The organism is Gelidibacter pelagius, from assembly GCF_017581925.1.
GTDB classification, from domain to species: Bacteria; Bacteroidota; Bacteroidia; order Flavobacteriales; family Flavobacteriaceae; genus Gelidibacter; species Gelidibacter pelagius.
In genome coordinates this window covers 64,415-82,918 of record NZ_JAGEVG010000001.1, presented here as the reverse complement: position 1 = coordinate 82,918, position 18,504 = coordinate 64,415, and the positions used below count along the sequence as shown (strand labels likewise).

The following is an 18,504-nucleotide window of genomic DNA, read 5'->3' as shown; positions in this document are numbered from 1 at the left end:
TCTTAGAAATCAATTAGAAATAATTAAGTTAATTACAGCTCCGTCACACTTGGAACAATCTTTAGAAGAATATTAGAATACCGATGCTTCAGAAAAAATATGAACCATAAATTTCACATATTAATAATTCTATTAGGAATGTTTATCATTCCTCAAACTTCTCATTCCCAAGTCGATTTCAACCAAAAACCGACCGACGACCTTGGGAATGTTGAAGACCAATTTCAAGAGCACTTTTTTGAGGCCCTAAAGCAACAAGGAATTGAAAATTATCAGCGTGCTATAGATGAGCTTTTAAAATGCAGAAAACTGGATGATAAATCTGTAGTCTATTATCAATTGGGTAAAAACTACAACAAACTCAAAAACTTTGGAGCGGCCGAGGACGCCTTAAAAAGAGCGGTGTCCAAAGAACCTGACAACGAGTGGTATTTAGATGAACTTTATGATGTGTATAATCAACAAGGCGATACTAAAAAAGCCATAAGAACCGTCAAGCAACTGGTCAAATACCACCCCGACTATAGACAGGACTTAGCTTCTTTATACATCAAAAATAAAGATTACAAGGATGCTCTAAAGCTGTTGGATGAACTTGATAAGGAGTTTGGCATTAGTGCAGATAGGGATTATTTAAGAAATCAAATTTATACGCTCACCGGACGTGATGGCGATAGAATTGATAATTTACAGGAGCGTTTGGATAATAATCCAGAGAATGAAACTAATTATTTAGCACTTATTTACAGATACAGTGAAACTGGTGAAACGGATAAAGCCTATGAAACCGCACAAAAACTTTTGGAGGTACATCCAGAATCGAAGTTGGTACATTTGGCTTTGTACAAGTTTTATTTGGATAAAAATGAAACAGAAAAAGCCATTGTTTCAATGAAAACTGTTTTGACGGCTCCTGAAATCAACGCAGATGCTAAAACCAAAGTACTCAACGATTTTATTAATTTTGTGTCCAAGAATCCCGATTATGAAAAGGACCTTGTCGATGTAACTGCACTGATTGATGAAAATAAGAGTTTTCAAACCTTGGTTGAACTGGCGCAATACTATCTAAAACTCGAAGACAAACCAAAGGCATTGATGTATTTTGAAGATGCCTTAAAATTGGAACCGAATAATTTTTCTGTGATAAAAGATGCACTGTTACTGCAGATTGATTTAAATCAGGAAGAAAAAGCCATTGCCAAAAGTGAGCGGGCCTTAGAATTATTCCCAGCACAACCAATTTTGTATTTGATCAATGGCGTAGCCCATAATAAATTGAAACAGGCCAAGAAAGCCATTAGATCTTTAGAAACTGGATTGGATTATGTTATTGAAGATCAAAAAATGGAAGCTGATTTTTACACGCAACTCAGTCTGGCCTACAAACTCGACAATAATAATTCCAAATCGCAATCGTTTGCAAAAAAGGCAGCCGCTTTAACAAATCAAAATTAATGAGAATTTACAGATTAAGTGTATTACTACTTATATTAGGTTTAAGTGTGGGGTGTAGATCTACCAAAACTTTAACCTCCACTGCGGAAATTGACGAAAGCATGACCGCAAAACAAATCATCAGGGAGAATTCCAAACAGGATGTCCGATTTAAAACCTTACAGGCCAAAGTACGTATTGATTATACCGAAGGAAATCAAAGTAATGGAGCTACTGTTAACCTAAGGATGGAAAAAGATAAGACCATCTGGATGAGTGCGCCTTTGGGAATGGCACGTGTGATGATTACCCAAGATAGTGTCAGGTTTTATGAGAAACTCAACAACCAGTATTTTGATGGGGATTTTTCACTATTGACCAAGATTTTAGGTACTGATATTGATTTTGAAAAAATCCAGAATATCTTTTTAGGCGAACCCATTTTTGATTTGAAAGCGGATAGCTATGTTGTAGCTCCCAACGACGAATCCTACGTATTACATCCCAAAGACCAGCGCGCTTTGTTTGAATTGTTCTTTTTGATCAACCCAGGGTTTTTTAAATTGGATTCACAACAATTGTATCAGCCATTGGAGAAACGGATGCTACAGATAGATTACAAGAAATATCAGGAGGTGAGCAAGCAAATTTTTCCTGAAAACATTCGTATCATTGCAGTGGAAAAAAATGATGAAATCATCATCGATCTCGATTTCAAATCGATAAATTTAAACGGCGAGGTCCGTTTTCCATTCAACATTCCGTCAGGATTTAAAGAAATTGAACTTGAATAATGCGTAACTATCCTAACATATTCCGTTTGATCCTACTTTTTAGCTTGTGCACGTTCGCTATGAATGCACAAAGTAAAAAGCAGCAGGAATTGGAGGCAAAACGTCAAACTATTCTAAAGGAAATTCAACAAATCAATAATTTGATTGCTTCTCAAAAAAAGGAAGAAAGATCCATTATTACGACGGTTGAAGATTTAAATTACAAGGTGAATGTTCGTAAGAACCTCATTAAAGTCACCAATGACCAGGCGAATTTATTGACCCGGGAAATCAATACCAATCAAAAGCAAATAAGCAGTCTGCGTGACCAATTAACCTATTTGAAGGAAGATTATGCCGCAATGGTGGTTAAATCCTATAAAAGTAAATCAGAACAGAGCCGAGTCATGTTTTTGCTCTCTTCAGAGAATTTTAAGCAGGCTTACAAGCGACTTCAGTACATTAGACAATATACAGACTATCAAAAGGAGCAAGGCGATGAGATCAAGCGAAAAACGGAAAAGTTACAAGAACTGAATACGACATTACTACAACAGAAAAAAGATAAGGACAAATTGGTGGAAGAAAACCGATTAGCAAGACAAAGGCTGGAAGCCGATATAAAGGAACACGAAAAGCTCATGGCTTCCGTAAGAAAAAACATGAGTACTTACGCCTCACAAATCAAGAGTAAACAACAGGAAGCTGACAGAATTGACCGAGAAATTGAAAAACTGGTAAGAGAGGCCATTGCCGCATCCAATAAAAAAGCAGGAAAATCTGAAACAACTTCCAGAGGCTTCGCATTGACCCCAGAAGCCAAAGCGTTGGAAGCCAAATTTGAGTCCAATAAAGGCAAATTACCTTGGCCAGTTCGCACAGGAGTCATCAAGGTGCGTTACGGAAAACAACGTTCCTCAATTGATAATACGGTGAGTATAAACAGTAGTGGGATTAGAATTGCAACGGATAAAAACGCTAAAGTTAGAGCGGTGTTCAATGGTGAAGTGTTGGCAGTTCAAGGGACAAAAACCGGAAATCCTTGGATCTTGGTGCAACATGGTAACTACATTACCGTTTATAAAAATCTTTCAAAAGTTTATGTGGTTAAAGGAGATCACGTCACAACGAATCAGGATATTGGTGAAGTCTTCACAGATCCATCTAGCGGGGAATGCTTATTGAGTTTTCACATCTATAAAGATTCAAAGTTCCAAGATCCGTCAGCCTGGATTGTGAGGTAAATAGGATGGGCGACTTGGTTAAGTGAATCATAATGAAATGATTGGTATTCTATCGCAATGAAGCCAAAGCCATCTAATGATAGTACTATTGTTTGCCTTTTATGCCATTGTTGATGTTTTCCATCAACAATTCCGCCAAATCTTTAAACTCTCTCCACCTACTGAAACAAGGCCTTCAGCTCTGTAGCTTCATTTGGCTTCATTTTTCCGGCCAGTACCAAGCTTAATTGTTTACGTCTTAGCGCCGCTTCAAAACGTTCCTTTTCCAAGTCGGTTTCAGGAACAATTTTGTCGATTGGGGTTGGACGCCCGGTTTCATCCACTGCAACAAAGGTGTAAATGGCCTCATTGGCTAAGGATCTTACTCCAGATTCGCGGTCCTCAATCCACACATCAATATACACTTCCATAGAGGTTTTAAATGCTCTCGAAACCTTGGCTTCAACAGTCACGACACTTCCCAAAGGAATCACTCTATTGAACGCGACGTGATTTACAGAAGCAGTCACGACAATTCGTCTGCTGTGACGTCTTGCCGCAATACTTGCAGCGCGGTCCATACGTGCCAACAATTCTCCACCAAATAAATTATTGAGTGGATTGGTTTCGCTTGGGAGTACCAAATCGGTCATTATACAGACGGAATCATTTGGGTGTTTGGCTTGCATTGATGGGTTTTTTGAATTGAAGGTGCAAAGATAAGGTGGATTTGTGATTTTTTACCACGAATGCACGAATAATGATGTCGTAGTTTGGTTAGCTTTGTCGTTGAAATTGGTAGCGTTGTTTGCATATTCTAAGTACATCGCAACTTAAATAGGGAGTAGAACAAAAATTAAGAAAACTTCTTTCCAAAGCACAATCGTAACACGTAAATCAACAATCGTAAATAAATTTGTTGCAAGCTTCTAATCGTAACACGTAAATCAACAATCGTAAATCTATTGTAGTTCTCTAACCAACAACCACGCGTCCTTATTGTAGTTCAGTCGAATATCGCGCAAAGCTACTAAAGCTTCGTTGCTATTTTCGTAACTGGAATAGACCACTTCATGCAGACCGTATTTGTTGACACCAATTTTTCTGGCTTTGAATCCTAATTCTTGAAGTTGTTCTACCTTTTTATCAGAGTTTTCCTCAATTCTAAAAGCACCAGCAATAATATGATATTTGCCTTGTTGTTTCTCTACTTTTAATGTTGCGGCAGGTAATGGGTTTTCAATGACAAACGTAGCTTCTTGAACTTTGACATCCAATTGCTCATTGGCTTGTTCTTGAGCCATTTGATTATGGACTTCTACCTGATTATTATAAAAGTTTGATGCTGCAAATCCACCAATGGTTAATGCGATAAGTGCTACCGCAGCATATTTAAGATAAGGTCTGGTTTTTGAGCCCGTCCGACTTTCAGGAGTGATGGAAATTGGAATGACGTCCTCGAGCGATTCCACCTGTTGCCTATAAACTTCACGATTGACGCTGGAAGATTTAAATTCCGAAAGCCCAAAAGCTTCAGTTAGGTAATTACTGTTGAGAGATGGTTCAAAAACGATCTTACCATCGCTGTTTAAAATCAGATCACCAATGCTGCTAAAACTAAGTGTTTCACCTTCAGACAAGAACGATTTGATCGACTTGACCTTTTTGCTGATTTTCTGAACGGCAATTTCATAAGGAATCTTTTCTGAATCAGCTATATAACTAGCCAATAGACCATCATTATGTTGTAATTGCTCATTAAATGAAATGACCTTTTTAGGCGGAAAAAAGGTATGGTTACTCTCATCAATTTTTGCCGAGACACGTTTGGTCAAAAAAGCACCAAATTCCGGAATCGTTACGCAGTCGTAACGGTAGAGTAAATCGCTTATGTAAGTTTCTATATGCATTGAAACAAAGTTATGAATTTTTGATTTTGGTGGAAATTAAACACCTACTATTTATTAACATTGCTTAAGTTTAGACAGTTTATCCTCTTAATCAATCTTATAGATGTCAGATCAGGACTTAATTTATATTCTTGCGCTGCAAAATGTGCCCAAAATAGGCGACATTACTGCAAAAAAGTTGATTGCTCACTGCGGATCTGCTGAAGCAGTGTTGAAAGAAAAGAGAAATCTTCTCCTGAAAATTGATGGAATTGGGAGTAGCATGTTGCAAGATGTTAATAACAAAAACCATTTGCTTGTCGCAGAAGAAGAATTACAATTCATTAAAGAGAATGCTATTTCCTGCTTATATTTTATGGATAACGATTACCCTGAAAAATTAAAGCATTGTATTGATGGGCCAATTCTATTATTTCAATCTGGTAATGTAGATTTAAAAAAGCACCGACTCATTAGTATTGTTGGCACGCGTAAGATTACCTCTTCAGGAGTGGCGTTTTGTGAACAATTAATTGAGCAGTTGGCGGTTTTTAACCCAGTAATTATTTCTGGATTTGCCTACGGAACGGATATCACGGCGCAAAAAGCGGCCTTAAAGCACAGTTTACAAACAGTAGGTTGTTTGGCTCATGGACTAAATCAAATTTATCCAAAAGTGCATAAAAAGTATGTGGCTGAAATTGAAAAAAACGGTGGTTTCTTGACTGAGTTTTGGAGTAGTTCCAATCCGGAACGAGAAAATTTTTTAAAACGTAATCGAATCATTGCAGGGATCAGTGAAGCGACCATCGTTATTGAATCTGCTGAAAGAGGTGGGAGTCTGGTCACTGCTGATATAGCCAATTCTTATAATCGGGATGTTTTTGCCGTTCCTGGGAGAACAACAGATTCTCAAAGCACAGGATGTAATAATTTGATAAAATATAATAAAGCACATTTATTGTCAAACCCGATGGACGTGCCTTATATTTTAAATTGGGAATTGGAGAGCAACAAAAAACCGGCCATTCAAAAGCAGTTGTTCGTGGAATTGGAAAAGGATGAAAAAATTATTTATAATTTTCTTAACGGCATCGAGCCGCAACTTTTGGATATTATAGCCTTAAAATGCGAGATGCCTATTTTTAAAGTAGCAGGTGTTCTGTTGAATATGGAACTTAAGGGAGTGATTAGACCGCTTCCTGGAAAATTGTTTGAAGTAATCTAACCAATTCCTACGAAGGCAGGTATCTCTCTATATACCTGCGAAGGCAGGTATCTTAGTAATTTCAAGGCCTATCTCCAACTTGTCTCTACTTTAAATTCATTTTTAATGTAGATAGTCTTCTGGATTATGAGGTCCCTGCCTTCGCCGGGGCTTGGCTTTATACCTGCGAAGGCAGGAATCTCTTGTTTATAATAACCTCATGAATATTGAGCTGCTCAAAATCAGGATAGGAAACCTTTTAGGTTTATCGGTGATAATCTAATACAGACCTCTTAGGTTTTCAAAACATGAGAGGTCTCAGTCATATAAGTTACAAATGAAACAATCGTCATTTCTAAACCCACCCTTCCTTTGAAAGGAGGAGAATCTTAGATTTTTTATTTCTCAGAATATTACGACTGTTTTGTAAATTCCTTCCCTCTCAAGGGAAGGTGGATTTGGCTCCATAGAGAGCTCAAAGACGGAAGGGTTAAATTAATTCCTGTGATTTCCGTTGAGCTTGTCAAGATGAGATCAGATTGATTTTAGGTTCTTCAGTGATGGTTTTGGCAAGACTAAATAATTCTTGACGAGGGTACAACCACCTCGTCTTCTCCTTCTTTTCTGAAGCAGAAGCCACTCCTCCTTTAAAAGGAGGAGAAGTTTTGATTTTCTATTACTAAGAATATTAAGACCATTTTCAAATTCCTTCCCTCTCAATGGAAGGTGGAATTAAGTTTCAGTGAGAGCTCAATGACGGAAGAATTCGACTAACGTTTGGGCACGGAAAATTTTTAGGTTCAGAGGACATGATCTTTGCGCACAAAAGGATAATAATCTTAATACATGAAAAATAAAAAATAACAATTGAGACCTGTCAGGTTTTAAAAACCTGACAGGTCTCGGCAACTAATACCCCAATTTCTTACGAACCCGTCCCAATACCTCATCAGCAACAATTTTAGCCTTTTCAGCACCAACCGCAAGCGCTTTATCAATTTCGTCCAAATGGGTCATATAATAATGATAACGGTTGCGAGGCGTTTCAAATTTTGAAAGGATCAATTCATATAAAGCTTGTTTGGCATGTCCGTAGCCATAATTGCCTTGCTCGTAATTCTGCTTCATGGTTTGAGTTTCTTCATCAGAAGCCAATAAACTATAAATTGCAAAACAATTACATTTACTCCAATCCTTTGGATCTTCCAATGGCGTGCTATCCGTTTCAATGGACATAATTTGCTTGCGTAATTGCTTTTCAGGTAAAAATATATTGATGAAATTGTTGTTGCTTTTGCTCATTTTGGTACCGTCGGTTCCGGGAACAAGCATGGTGTTTTCTTGAATTTTACCTTTAGGCATCACAAATGTTTCGCCCAATTTAGCGTGAAAACGAGAAGCCACATCACGAGTCATTTCAATATGTTGCAATTGGTCTTTTCCTACCGGAATAATTTCGGCATCATATAATAAAATATCAGCAGCCATTAACATTGGATAGGTGAATAAACCTGCATTTACGTCCTCAAGTCGGTCCGCTTTGTCTTTAAAACTGTGCGCAAGCATCAAACGTTGGTAAGGAAAGAAGCAGCTTAAATACCAAGACAGCTCTGTTGTTTGAGGCACGTCACTTTGACGGTAAAACACCACTTTGTCAATATCCAAACCGAATGCCAACCAAGTTGCCGCAACACTATGGGTATTGTAACGTAGGGTGTCAGCATCCTTTATTTGGGTTAAGGAATGCATATCTGCAATAAATAGGAACGAATTGTTTTTACTGTCATTCGCCATGTCGATTGCCGGCATGATCGCGCCTAAAATATTTCCTAAATGTGGGGTACCGGTACTTTGTATGCCTGTAAGTATTCTTGCCATAACATTCCCTGCGCAGGCAGGGATCTTTTTTAATTGTTCAACGAGTTGCAAAGGTAATTTTTTTCAAACAATAGCTCAATTAAATTAATTAGTTTTAAGCCGATGAAAATTTTAAAATCAATTCCTGCGTAGGCAGGAATCTCCTTTTAGTTTGATTGGATTCTATGGGAATACTGTTAGGTTCTTTGATACAATAGCTCAATTAAATTAATTAGTTTGAGGCGATGAAAATTTTAAAACCAATTCCTGCGTAGGCAGGAATTTCCTTTTAGCTTGATTGGATTCTATGGGAAGACTGTTAGGCTCTTTGATACCATAGCTCAATTAAATTAATTAGTTTTGAGGCGATGAAATTGTTGAAATACCCCTTCTGGATCCTCTACCGCATTTGGTTTTACGTCTTAGTAACCTTACCAATCCTCCTATTGTTTCCAATTTTAGTGCTCTCTATCTTAAAGGAGTCATGGTATCCATATTTCTTTAAATTAGCCCAGTTATGGGCGAAAACCATTTTAATAGGCATGAGTTTTAGATGGATCATTAAAAGAGAAGAACCCATAGACCCTAATAAAAGCTATATGTTTATTGCCAATCATACCTCAATGGCGGACATCATGTTGATGTTGATAAGTGCTAAGAACCCCTTTGTATTTGTAGGCAAGGCAGAATTGGCCAAAATTCCTCTTTTTGGATTTTTCTATAAGCGCACCTGTATTTTGGTGGATAGAGGCTCTGAAAAAAGCCGAAGAGCCGTTTTTTTAAGGGCCCAAAAACGACTGAAACAAGGTTTGAGCATCTGTATTTTTCCAGAAGGCGGTGTGCCAGATGATACATCTATGGTTTTAGATGAGTTTAAGGATGGTGCGTTCCGATTGGCTATCAACCATCAAATCCCAATTGTCCCAATGACTTTTGCGGATAATAAAGAGCGCTTCTCGTATGTCCTTTTCAGTGGAGGACCTGGGAAGATGCGCGTTAAAGTCCACAAGTTTTTGAGTACGGAAGGTCTCACTTCAAAGGATGCAAAAGCCTTGAATGAAGAGGCAAGAACTATTATACTTGAACAATTATTGGTCTATCATAAAAAATAGAAAAGCCGCCCTTGGCACAGAGCAGCTTTTTTATCATTATTGCATACTTGCAATAACTATCTAACCAACTAAAAAATCTAAAACTTAAAACTAAATCCTGTGTAAACACCAATAAAATAGGGTCTAAAATCACCTGAAGTATTGGTAAATGTGTTTATTTGATACTTGAACATCGGCTCAAGATTTAGTTTAAGGGTATGTGATATGTTATAGTTAAAGCCTAATCCGAAATTGGCACTATAACTCGTACTATTAATGTTATTTGCTTCGCCTAATAGTGATCTTTCATTGTTTAAAACGGTATAAACTTCATTGCCATTAAGAAAAAGCGTGCTAAATCCTCCAATGACGTTCAGTCCAAACTTGCTATCGATGAGGCTGTATTCCACTTCCAAAGGCACTTCAATATATCCAAACTGCTGCTCTAGTGCACCGTTAACGTTGGAGACCATAAACTGTGGTGCCGAATCTGAATTGATGTTGGAAGTACTCATATATGCATCTGCTTTTCGCTGGCTCGTGAAATTGATGTTATCTAATTCTTTTCCGCCTGAGCCTCCATTAAAACTATTAATGTCCTTAAAGGCAATTACGCCATCGGTACTATAGCCCAAAGCCACCTTGTTGATTCCGGCTCTAATTTTTATCTTATCATTGATAGCGTAACTACCATTAATGCCATAACTCATATTGACTTCGCCGCTTTTGCTGTTATTTACAAATTGACTGGAAATAGTAGACCCTTTTCCTAAACTGTTAAAATAAACAGGTGCCACATTTGGGGTAATGTTCCACCTGTTTGGTTGCTCTTCTTTTTCTTCTTCATTTGTCGAATTGGCTTTGGCAATAGCCTCTTCAATACTTTCTTGCTCTTTGATTAAAGCGATATTATCTTTATTTTCTTTGAGTGTTTCTAATTCTTTTGAATTGTTCTGATCGGTAACCTTGGCTATTTGAGCTTGATCTTTTTTAGTTTCCAAGAGAGCTTTGTTCCTTACGTTATCTGGTTCTGTGGCTTTCTGATTAAGATCAGATAGATTTGGGGTGTTTTTTGCGACAGTTTCTTCTTTGATGTTTGAAACAGGCGATTTGTTATTTTTAGTGAGATCCACTTCATCTTGAGAATTGGATGGATTGGTAGTACTGCTACCAGGGTTCTCGTTTGCTATTTGATTAGCTGTTTTATCGTGATCGTTTGCTTTCTTTTTTTGAATGTCATTTTCGGAATTATCGCCAGTATTTTCAGATTGCTCAGTATTTGCCATTATATTTGAAGGATCACTATCACTTGAATTGTTTTTAGTGTCATCAATAACTATTGTTCTAGTAGTTTCAGAAGCCCCTTCCGTATTTTCTGTACCGACCACATTGTTTTCAGGATTATTAAATCCTTCACCACTATTAAAAATATTGCCAACGGTCAACAGCAATACCAACATAGCAGCAACACCAGCTGCAAACCACCATAAAGGAATAACGCGACGTTTGCGTTTATCTTTATGCAGTGCATTGTGGATATTCTCCCACACGGCATCATCAGGAGTGGCTTCAAAATTTTTGAATTTCTCCTGAAAGAGGCGGTCTATATGTTTTTTATCATTCATTTATAAACTTTGTGAATGGTCTTGCATTTTATAATGTTCTATTTTCTCTTTTAAAATCACCCGCGCCCGTGAAAGGTTTGATTTTGAAGTTCCCGTTGAAATATCTAACATGTCAGCTATTTCTTGATGCGAATAATCGTCTAAAACGTAAAGGTTGAACACCAATCTATATCTATCGGGCAATTCCTGAATGATGCCTAACAGAAAATCGAGACTTATGTCTTCGTCATCGATTTCAACGGCGACATCCTCTATTTGATCCTCATTGACAAGATCAAAAACGCCTACGCTCCTATAACGCTGAAGTGCTGTGTTGATGGTAATACGTTTCATCCAACCTTCCAAAGAACCTTTATGACTAAACTGATCAATCTTTTTAAAAATGGTCACAAAAGAGTCCTGCAGATTGTCTTGTGCCTCTGCATAGTTTTTTGAATACTTAAGGCAAAGCGAAAACAATTTACCCGAAAAGAGCTTGTATATCTGGCTTTGAGCTTTAGCATCGTTTTTTTTACAATTGATAATGAGTTGTTCTAAACTCACAGTTATAGTATTAGTGTTTCATTTATGATTCAGGGTCCACAACAGGCACTTCTACAATATAATATAAATCTGTTCCGCTATCATCCTTACCTTGCCAAAATTTAAATACATAAGTCCCATTACTGGTCACCTTAAAATTGAATGTAGCTTCAACTTCTGCTTCTTCTGAAAGTCCACAATTTTGATTTGGAAACACTGAATTGACAACCGCAACAGTACGTTGATTCAATTCGCGGGTGTAGTAAAAATCATAGAAGACATAACATCCAGAAGGGCGAATGTATTTCACGGTGATAGGATAAACCTCACCAAGGACAAATTCTTCAGGAATCACAACGCTTTCTATCGGAAGTATTTCATTATAAAAATCATTGGAATCATCAATACTACACGATGCCAATGATAATAGTACAACACATAAAAGAACTAACTTTTTCATAAAAATTTTGATTTAGGATATATTTTCTTTTTCATAATGTAGATGCGTATTAATCCTAAAGGTTGCGTCATAAAATAAAAAAATCCCTTTTTTGAGGGATTTTTTTATTTACGCTACATAACAGCACCAAATGATCTATTTTAATCTTCACCAGAAGTAGCTGCTTTGGCGATTGCTCTAACCTTAGCTTCCAATTCATCCATAAGTTCTGGATTGTCTTTTATTAAGGCTTTAACGGCATCTCTACCTTGCCCTAATTTTGTCTCTCCGTAGCTGAACCATGAACCGCTCTTCTTTACGATTTCATTTTCAACGGCAATGTCCAAAATCTCTCCAACTTTAGAAATTCCTTCACCATACATGATATCAAACTCAGCCATTTTAAAAGGTGGTGCTACTTTATTCTTCACCACTTTAACACGAGTTTTATTACCAGTTACACTACCGTCAGTTTCCTTAATTTGGGTAGAACGTCTGATGTCCAATCTCACAGAAGCATAGAATTTCAAGGCATTACCTCCAGTTGTTGTTTCAGGATTCCCAAACATCACCCCAATTTTCTCGCGTAATTGGTTAATGAAGATCACTGTACAATTGGTTTTGCTGATGGAGCCTGTCAGTTTTCTTAAAGCTTGAGACATTAACCGTGCATGAAGACCCATTTTTGAATCGCCCATTTCACCTTCAATCTCACTTTTTGGAGTCAATGCCGCAACAGAATCTATCACCACAATATCTATCGCCCCAGAGCGGATTAAGTTATCCGCAATTTCCAAGGCTTGTTCTCCATTATCAGGTTGGGAAATAATCAGGTTTTCTAAATCTACATGTAAGTTTTCAGCATAAGTTCTGTCGAAGGCGTGCTCAGCATCAATAAATGCAGCAATCCCACCAGTTTTTTGGGCCTCGGCAATAGCGTGCAACGCTAAGGTTGTTTTACCAGAAGATTCTGGTCCGTATATTTCAATAACCCTACCCCGGGGATAACCACCAACACCCAATGCAATATCCAAACCTAACGAACCTGAAGAAATAGCCTCCACATCCACCACAGCTTGGTCACTCATTTTCATTACTGTCCCTTTGCCATAGGCTTTATCTAACTTATCTAACGTCAGTTTTAGGGCTTTTAATTTTGCGTCTTTTTCACTACTCATTTGTCGTTCTTTTTCTAATTTTTATTGAAGCTAAAATACGACTTTTTTTCATCTTAAGAATCTTTATGACGCAACCTTTTTATTGTTTGCGCATCTACCTAATAGGATTGGAAAATCTTGCTATGAAATGGGTCACTTTATGAGTGACAACTTTCATCTGACTTTTAATAACCTTTAAAATGTAACAGATGAAATTTTTTAAGAAAATTATTTTTAACAGCGCATTGGGCGTTTCAATTGCCGTCTGTTTGAATGGTAATTGTAAATCCGATGGAGGTTAGCTCGTTAACTATTTTATAAATGGAATTTAAAAAATAGTATTAACGAGTTAGTCCTCGAAAAAGCACCTGAGATGGAATCTTTGGTGCTTTTTTATTTTGAAGAGGATGACAGGTGACCAGTGCTCAATAAATTTCCCGCAGATTTTCTCAGAACTGGCGTCTAATACCTAATATTTCATGCCTAATTCCTCAAATTTTTCACTGCCAAATTCCAAATTCCAAATTCCAAACTCGAAACCCTGAATTTTGAACCCTAAACTCCAAACTCTGAAAACTATTTTATTATCTTTGCCCCACTTTAACCTTAAAAAATTAGTATAGCATGCAACTGTACAATAACTTAAGCGCTAAAGAAAGAGCAGAACTCATTGAGCAAGCGGGAAAAGACCGTCTGACCATCTCTTTCTATGCCTATGCCAAAATTGGCAATCCAGAAACTCTTAGAAATCATTTATTTTTAGCCTGGAACGATCTCGACGTTCTTGGTCGGATTTATGTGGCTCATGAAGGTATCAACGCCCAGTTGTCTATTCCAGCAGATCATTTTAGTGCCTTTAAATCCCATTTGGACAGTATTTCATTTTTAGAGAATGTGCGACTCAATATTGCCATTGAGCATGATAATTTTGCGTTTTTAAAACTAAAAATCAAGGTGCGGGATAAGATCGTCGCTGACGGATTGAATGATGCTACTTTTGATGTGACTGACATTGGCGTTCATGTCAATGCTGAACGATTCAATGAGCTTATTGAAGATGAGAATACGGTTTTGGTGGATATGAGAAACCATTATGAAAGTGAAATTGGTCATTTTAAAAATGCTGTTACACCAGACGTGGATACCTTTAGAGAATCTTTGGACATTATTGAAGAAGATTTAAAAGACCATAAAGAAGATAAAAATTTGGTCATGTATTGTACTGGAGGTATTCGTTGCGAAAAAGCAAGTGCCTACTATAAACACAAAGGCTTCAAAAATGTTTTTCAATTAGATGGTGGTATCATCAATTACGTGAGACAGATCAATGAAAAAGGCTTAGAAAATAAATTTATTGGAAAGAATTTTGTGTTTGATCAACGTCGCTCAGAACGTATTTCTGAAGATGTCATTGCACATTGCCACCAATGTGGGGCGCCTGCCGATTTGCATACCAATTGTGCCAATGATGCTTGTCATCTGCTTTTTATCCAGTGTGAAGCGTGTAAGGAAAAAATGGACAACTGCTGCTCGACAACTTGCATGGAAGTTCATAATTTGCCCTATGAAGAACAAAAGGAGCTTCGGAAAGGCCAGGGGAATAGCAATGATATCTTTAAAAAAGGACGTGCAGACCATTTGCCCTACAAACAAGACTTGAGGAATATCTTTGAAATTCTAAATAAATAAAAGCCACAAGGAGTTTAATGAGTGTGGTATCCATTGGAGTTCAGTCGAGAATATTTTTTAGATCTCGACTGAACCCTATGAAGTGATTTTATTATTCTTTAATCAACTTAATAGTCTTTTGTTCATTGTTGATGCCCTCCAATTTTAAAAAGTATAAACCTTTTGACAACGATTGAAAATTTATTTCTTTGATGCTTTCTACACCATTAGTTTTGGTCATCACTGTTTTTCCAAGAATATCCATTACAGACGCTTTTTTGACAAGGCTATTGGATTGAATGTTAACCACGTCATTAAATGGGTTTGGATATACGGTAATAGCGTCAAATTCAGAGTTATCAACACTCAATGTGCCCACTGTGAATTTGTGATCCACAATTTGGCCTTGGTAGGTGGCACGCCACGTCCATTCGCCAGGCAGGGCAGGCGCATTAATGATCCAGTACCAATAGGAACTGGAGTAGTTCGCCGTTAAGCTAAAGTCCCAATTATTGTATACGGTTCCATTTGGTCTTAAAACTCTCAGATTAATCTTTGATCCCGCAAGTTGATCTCTTAAATAAACCGCGAGATGAACCTTTTCACCAGGTGCAAATTCATTTTTTTCATTCGTGGTTTCTTGATCTGGGCAGTCAGGAAATATTGGAGGTGCTGAATGTGTCAAGACGGCATTAATATTTGGATTGACATATGGCTTTTGTTCTTGCCACCAAGAATCGGTGTTCATGTTGTTGCAATCACCTTTGTACGGATCTACCAACACATCCTGTCCTACACCATTTAATTCAACCTCTGAATATACCTCAAAATGTAAATGTGGCCCTGTAGAATTCCCCGAACTTCCAATAATCCCAAGATATTCCCCGCGTTCTACGGTATCTCCAACAGTTTTTGAGGTAGGTGAACCTTGCTTCATGTGGCCATAAAGCGCCACACTCCCATCGGCGTGTTGCACATATACGCCATTCCATTGATTCGAATTGAAGGAACAGCTTCTATCAGATTGTGTTCTCCCTATTGAAATAATTTGGCCAGGGGCAGCAGCTATAATCTCTGCCTCGTCATTATCCATCATTTTCCATGAAAATGGCCAGGTAAAAATATCCACACCCATGTGGTTGTAGCCGTCATTAGTATCGTATGTTTTGCTTCCGCAATTATAGTCCAAGAGTTTATTTGGAAACTCGGCGTTATGATCAACATAATTGGAAATGGCCCAAACATCATTGTATGGAGCGCCATCTTTCATTTTTACTGGCCAACTAAATAGCGTTGAAGGCGCGCGTTTTTGTGCCTCATTATGAGCCAATCTGTTTTGGGATTTTAAGAGGGAGATATTTGATTTAATATCATTGAGGACTTCTTTGCGTTGTTCATCCGTCAAACATTGTGTTTTGTTTTCATTAAATTTATATTCGCCTCCGGTAACGGTGGAAGAAATGTCCTGAGAATAGGAATCAACTGAACATAATAAAAAACTAAATAAAATCAGTAGTGTAGAGTTAATTTTCATAATGCGGTTATTTATTGGTTATTTAAAAGACATCGAAATCATAATAAAATGTGAGCATGAAAATCGACAAGTTTTTCAGTAAGTCAATTATAAATGTATAAAATTAACTGTAATATGTTGCTATAAAGCCTATTATAATATTTTATAAGTTTTCAATCAGTTACATGATTTTCAATTATATAACTGAAATAAATAATCTTATCTTTACGTTTTAAAAAAAGATGGCTTTGTAGTTTTACGAAAATAAAATTTTATAGTGTGCAAAGACATAATTTATTAATCCTCATTCGTTACTAAACGAATTATATATATAACATAACATGAGTTGTAACAGTTGCTCAACCGGAAAGGATGGACAACCAAAAGGATGCAAGAACAATGGTACCTGTGGCACAGATAGCTGCAATAAATTAACTGTTTTTGATTGGTTGGCCAACATGTCTCTACCGCAAGGTGAAGAGCCTTTTATCGGTGTCGAAGTACGTTTTAAAAATGGACGTAAAGAATATTATAAAAACACAGAAAATTTAACGCTAAGTATTGGTGATGTAGTAGCCACACAGGCACAATCTGGTCATGATATTGGTATGGTTACGCTTACCGGAGAATTGGTGAGGATACAAATGAAACGTAAACACGTTAAACTTGATGATGAAGAAAAGGTTTTAAAAATCTACCGAAAAGCATCTCAGCGTGATATTGACGTATGGTCTGATGCACGCGATAAGGAGGAGCCGATGAAGGTCAAAGCGCGCCAATTTGCCATTGATTTAAAGTTGCAAATGAAGATCTCCGACATCGAATATCAAGGAGATGCCAGTAAAGCTACCTTTTATTATACTGCGGAAGAACGCGTTGATTTTAGGGAATTGATAAAATTGTTTGCCAAGGAATTTCGTACCCGGATAGAAATGAAACAAGTAGGTTTTCGTCAAGAAGCCGCACGTCTTGGGGGGATTGGGTCTTGCGGACGCGAATTGTGTTGTTCTACATGGTTGACAGACTTTAGATCGGTCAGTACCTCGGCGGCACGATATCAGCAATTATCTTTGAATCCGTTAAAACTAGCGGGCCAATGCGGTAAGTTGAAATGTTGCTTAAACTATGAATTGGACTCCTATTTGGATGCCCTAAAGGACTTCCCTAAAATGGATGTCAAACTCTATACTGAAAAAGGGACTGCAGTTTGTCAAAAAACAGATATTTTTAGAGGGTTCATGTGGTTTGCTTATGAAGGCGAATGGATGAATTGGCACAAACTGACAACAGATCAGGCCAATGAAATTATTGCTTTAAATAAGAAAAAGGAAAAGGTTGCCAGCCTTGAAGACTATGCGTCAGAATTGATTGAAGACGTGAAATCTGACTTTGAAAATGTGGTTGGTCAGGATAGTTTGACACGTTTTGATACTCCAAAACGCAAGAACAAACGCAGGAATACTAAAAATAGAAATACGAAAAGCGGAACTAAAAGACCAGAGGTGCAAAAGCAAGGTGGTGAAGCCAAGAAGCCTCAACACAAACAGACTCAAAAATCAAGTCAGAATAAACGCAGAAAACCAAACCCGAATAAATCCAATCCCAACGATGCCAAATAAATTTTCTTGGATACTTTTGACAACTGTACTTTTGGTATACAGCTGCGATTCCAATCAAATTTTTGACGAATATAAATCCGTGCCCAATCAATGGAACAAAGACAGTTTGATTTCCTTTTCGATGACGCCTCCAGATTCAACAAATCTTTACAATCTGTTTATCAACATTAGAAATACCAGTGATTATAAGTTCAGCAATTTATTTTTGATTGCTGAAATTAATTTTCCACACGGGAAAACCATTAAGGATACTTTGGAATACCAAATGGCAAAACCCGATGGAACACTGATGGGCGAAGGATTTACAGATGTTAAGGAGAATAAATTATGGTATAGGGAAGCGGTGAGGTTTGATGAGGTTGGAGAATATACGATCACCATTCAGCACGCCATGCGTAATAATGGTGAGGTTAACGGCGTTGATAACTTAGAAGGTATTACAGACGTGGGCTTCAGAATAGAACCTGCAACGAATTAATTTAGA

Annotated in this window: 16 protein-coding genes; 8 read left to right on the top strand and 8 right to left on the bottom strand. The window is 37.4% G+C overall.

The window, feature by feature from the left end; genetic code table 11:
* Positions 1-99 precede the first annotated feature (99 nt).
* Genes J4051_RS00355 through J4051_RS00345 form a run of 3 tightly spaced genes read left to right on the top strand, consistent with a single transcriptional unit; the run spans position 100 to position 3,454 of the window.
* Complete coding sequence (locus tag J4051_RS00355) at positions 100-1,458, top strand: tetratricopeptide repeat protein (protein ID WP_208231628.1); 1,359 nt, start codon at positions 100-102, stop codon at positions 1,456-1,458.
* Positions 1,458-2,231, top strand: coding sequence for a DUF4292 domain-containing protein (locus tag J4051_RS00350; protein WP_208231627.1), 774 nt, complete (start codon positions 1,458-1,460; stop codon positions 2,229-2,231). Before J4051_RS00355 ends, J4051_RS00350 begins: the two co-directional genes overlap by 1 nt.
* Positions 2,231-3,454: a murein hydrolase activator EnvC family protein gene (locus J4051_RS00345; protein ID WP_208231626.1), complete on the top strand. Its 1,224-nt coding sequence runs from the start codon at positions 2,231-2,233 to the stop codon at positions 3,452-3,454. Before J4051_RS00350 ends, J4051_RS00345 begins: the two co-directional genes overlap by 1 nt.
* 158 nt (positions 3,455-3,612) lie before the next feature.
* Here J4051_RS00345 and J4051_RS00340 read toward each other — a convergent pair whose 3' ends face one another.
* Together J4051_RS00340 and J4051_RS00335 are read right to left on the bottom strand one after the other, a co-directional pair.
* The gene (locus J4051_RS00340; RefSeq protein WP_163515185.1) at positions 3,613-4,122 is read right to left on the bottom strand and encodes an acyl-CoA thioesterase; all 510 of its coding nucleotides are present in this window, start codon (positions 4,120-4,122) and stop codon (positions 3,613-3,615) included.
* 273 nt (positions 4,123-4,395) lie between these two features.
* Positions 4,396-5,343 (bottom strand): HU domain-containing protein, encoded by a 948-nt coding sequence (locus J4051_RS00335; RefSeq protein ID WP_208231625.1) that lies wholly within the window; start codon positions 5,341-5,343, stop codon positions 4,396-4,398.
* 103 nt (positions 5,344-5,446) lie between these two features.
* On the opposite strand from J4051_RS00335, the gene dprA reads away from it, so the two are divergent.
* Positions 5,447-6,550, top strand: coding sequence for a DNA-processing protein DprA (gene dprA / locus J4051_RS00330; RefSeq protein ID WP_208231624.1), 1,104 nt, complete (start codon positions 5,447-5,449; stop codon positions 6,548-6,550).
* A gap of 888 nt (positions 6,551-7,438) precedes the next feature.
* On the opposite strand, the gene trpS is transcribed toward dprA, so the two are convergent.
* Positions 7,439-8,407 carry a tryptophan--tRNA ligase gene (trpS, locus tag J4051_RS00325; RefSeq protein WP_208231623.1) on the bottom strand — a complete coding sequence of 323 codons (969 nt, stop codon included), beginning with the start codon at positions 8,405-8,407 and terminating at the stop codon, positions 7,439-7,441.
* 347 nt (positions 8,408-8,754) lie between these two features.
* Between trpS and J4051_RS00320 the strand changes: the two genes are divergently transcribed.
* Positions 8,755-9,498 (top strand): lysophospholipid acyltransferase family protein, encoded by a 744-nt coding sequence (locus J4051_RS00320; protein ID WP_208231622.1) that lies wholly within the window; start codon positions 8,755-8,757, stop codon positions 9,496-9,498.
* A gap of 77 nt (positions 9,499-9,575) precedes the next feature.
* Here J4051_RS00320 and J4051_RS00315 read toward each other — a convergent pair whose 3' ends face one another.
* From J4051_RS00315 to recA, 4 genes are all read right to left on the bottom strand, one after another.
* Entirely contained in the window at positions 9,576-11,102 is a 1,527-nt protein-coding gene (locus tag J4051_RS00315; protein WP_208231621.1) for a hypothetical protein, read from the bottom strand.
* Positions 11,103-11,645 carry an RNA polymerase sigma factor gene (locus J4051_RS00310; RefSeq protein WP_208231620.1) on the bottom strand — a complete coding sequence of 181 codons (543 nt, stop codon included), beginning with the start codon at positions 11,643-11,645 and terminating at the stop codon, positions 11,103-11,105.
* A gap of 22 nt (positions 11,646-11,667) precedes the next feature.
* Positions 11,668-12,084 carry a hypothetical protein gene (locus J4051_RS00305; protein ID WP_208231619.1) on the bottom strand — a complete coding sequence of 139 codons (417 nt, stop codon included), beginning with the start codon at positions 12,082-12,084 and terminating at the stop codon, positions 11,668-11,670.
* 140 nt (positions 12,085-12,224) lie between these two features.
* Positions 12,225-13,241 (bottom strand): recombinase RecA, encoded by a 1,017-nt coding sequence (gene recA, locus J4051_RS00300; RefSeq protein ID WP_208231618.1) that lies wholly within the window; start codon positions 13,239-13,241, stop codon positions 12,225-12,227.
* Between the two features lie 603 nt (positions 13,242-13,844).
* On the opposite strand from recA, the gene trhO reads away from it, so the two are divergent.
* Complete coding sequence (trhO, locus tag J4051_RS00295) at positions 13,845-14,909, top strand: oxygen-dependent tRNA uridine(34) hydroxylase TrhO (protein WP_208231617.1); 1,065 nt, start codon at positions 13,845-13,847, stop codon at positions 14,907-14,909.
* 91 nt (positions 14,910-15,000) lie between these two features.
* On the opposite strand, the gene J4051_RS00290 is transcribed toward trhO, so the two are convergent.
* Positions 15,001-16,422 (bottom strand): peptidoglycan DD-metalloendopeptidase family protein, encoded by a 1,422-nt coding sequence (locus J4051_RS00290; protein WP_208231616.1) that lies wholly within the window; start codon positions 16,420-16,422, stop codon positions 15,001-15,003.
* Positions 16,423-16,742: 320 nt separating this feature from the next.
* Between J4051_RS00290 and J4051_RS00285 the strand changes: the two genes are divergently transcribed.
* Both J4051_RS00285 and J4051_RS00280 read left to right on the top strand, forming a co-directional pair.
* Positions 16,743-18,020 (top strand): PSP1 domain-containing protein, encoded by a 1,278-nt coding sequence (locus J4051_RS00285; protein WP_208231615.1) that lies wholly within the window; start codon positions 16,743-16,745, stop codon positions 18,018-18,020.
* Complete coding sequence (locus J4051_RS00280) at positions 18,010-18,498, top strand: gliding motility lipoprotein GldH (protein ID WP_208231614.1); 489 nt, start codon at positions 18,010-18,012, stop codon at positions 18,496-18,498. Before J4051_RS00285 ends, J4051_RS00280 begins: the two co-directional genes overlap by 11 nt.
* Positions 18,499-18,504 lie beyond the last annotated feature (6 nt).

Coding starts and splice junctions, on each gene's coding strand:
- J4051_RS00355 (WP_208231628.1), top strand. CDS start 100: ATGAACCATAAATTTCACATATTAATAATTCTATTAGGAATGTTTATC.
- J4051_RS00350 (WP_208231627.1), top strand. CDS start 1,458: ATGAGAATTTACAGATTAAGTGTATTACTACTTATATTAGGTTTAAGT.
- J4051_RS00345 (WP_208231626.1), top strand. CDS start 2,231: ATGCGTAACTATCCTAACATATTCCGTTTGATCCTACTTTTTAGCTTG.
- J4051_RS00340 (WP_163515185.1), bottom strand. CDS start 4,122: ATGCAAGCCAAACACCCAAATGATTCCGTCTGTATAATGACCGATTTG.
- J4051_RS00335 (WP_208231625.1), bottom strand. CDS start 5,343: ATGCATATAGAAACTTACATAAGCGATTTACTCTACCGTTACGACTGC.
- dprA (WP_208231624.1), top strand. CDS start 5,447: ATGTCAGATCAGGACTTAATTTATATTCTTGCGCTGCAAAATGTGCCC.
- trpS (WP_208231623.1), bottom strand. CDS start 8,407: ATGGCAAGAATACTTACAGGCATACAAAGTACCGGTACCCCACATTTA.
- J4051_RS00320 (WP_208231622.1), top strand. CDS start 8,755: ATGAAATTGTTGAAATACCCCTTCTGGATCCTCTACCGCATTTGGTTT.
- J4051_RS00315 (WP_208231621.1), bottom strand. CDS start 11,102: ATGAATGATAAAAAACATATAGACCGCCTCTTTCAGGAGAAATTCAAA.
- J4051_RS00305 (WP_208231619.1), bottom strand. CDS start 12,084: ATGAAAAAGTTAGTTCTTTTATGTGTTGTACTATTATCATTGGCATCG.
- recA (WP_208231618.1), bottom strand. CDS start 13,241: ATGAGTAGTGAAAAAGACGCAAAATTAAAAGCCCTAAAACTGACGTTA.
- trhO (WP_208231617.1), top strand. CDS start 13,845: ATGCAACTGTACAATAACTTAAGCGCTAAAGAAAGAGCAGAACTCATT.
- J4051_RS00290 (WP_208231616.1), bottom strand. CDS start 16,422: ATGAAAATTAACTCTACACTACTGATTTTATTTAGTTTTTTATTATGT.
- J4051_RS00285 (WP_208231615.1), top strand. CDS start 16,743: ATGAGTTGTAACAGTTGCTCAACCGGAAAGGATGGACAACCAAAAGGA.
- J4051_RS00280 (WP_208231614.1), top strand. CDS start 18,010: ATGCCAAATAAATTTTCTTGGATACTTTTGACAACTGTACTTTTGGTA.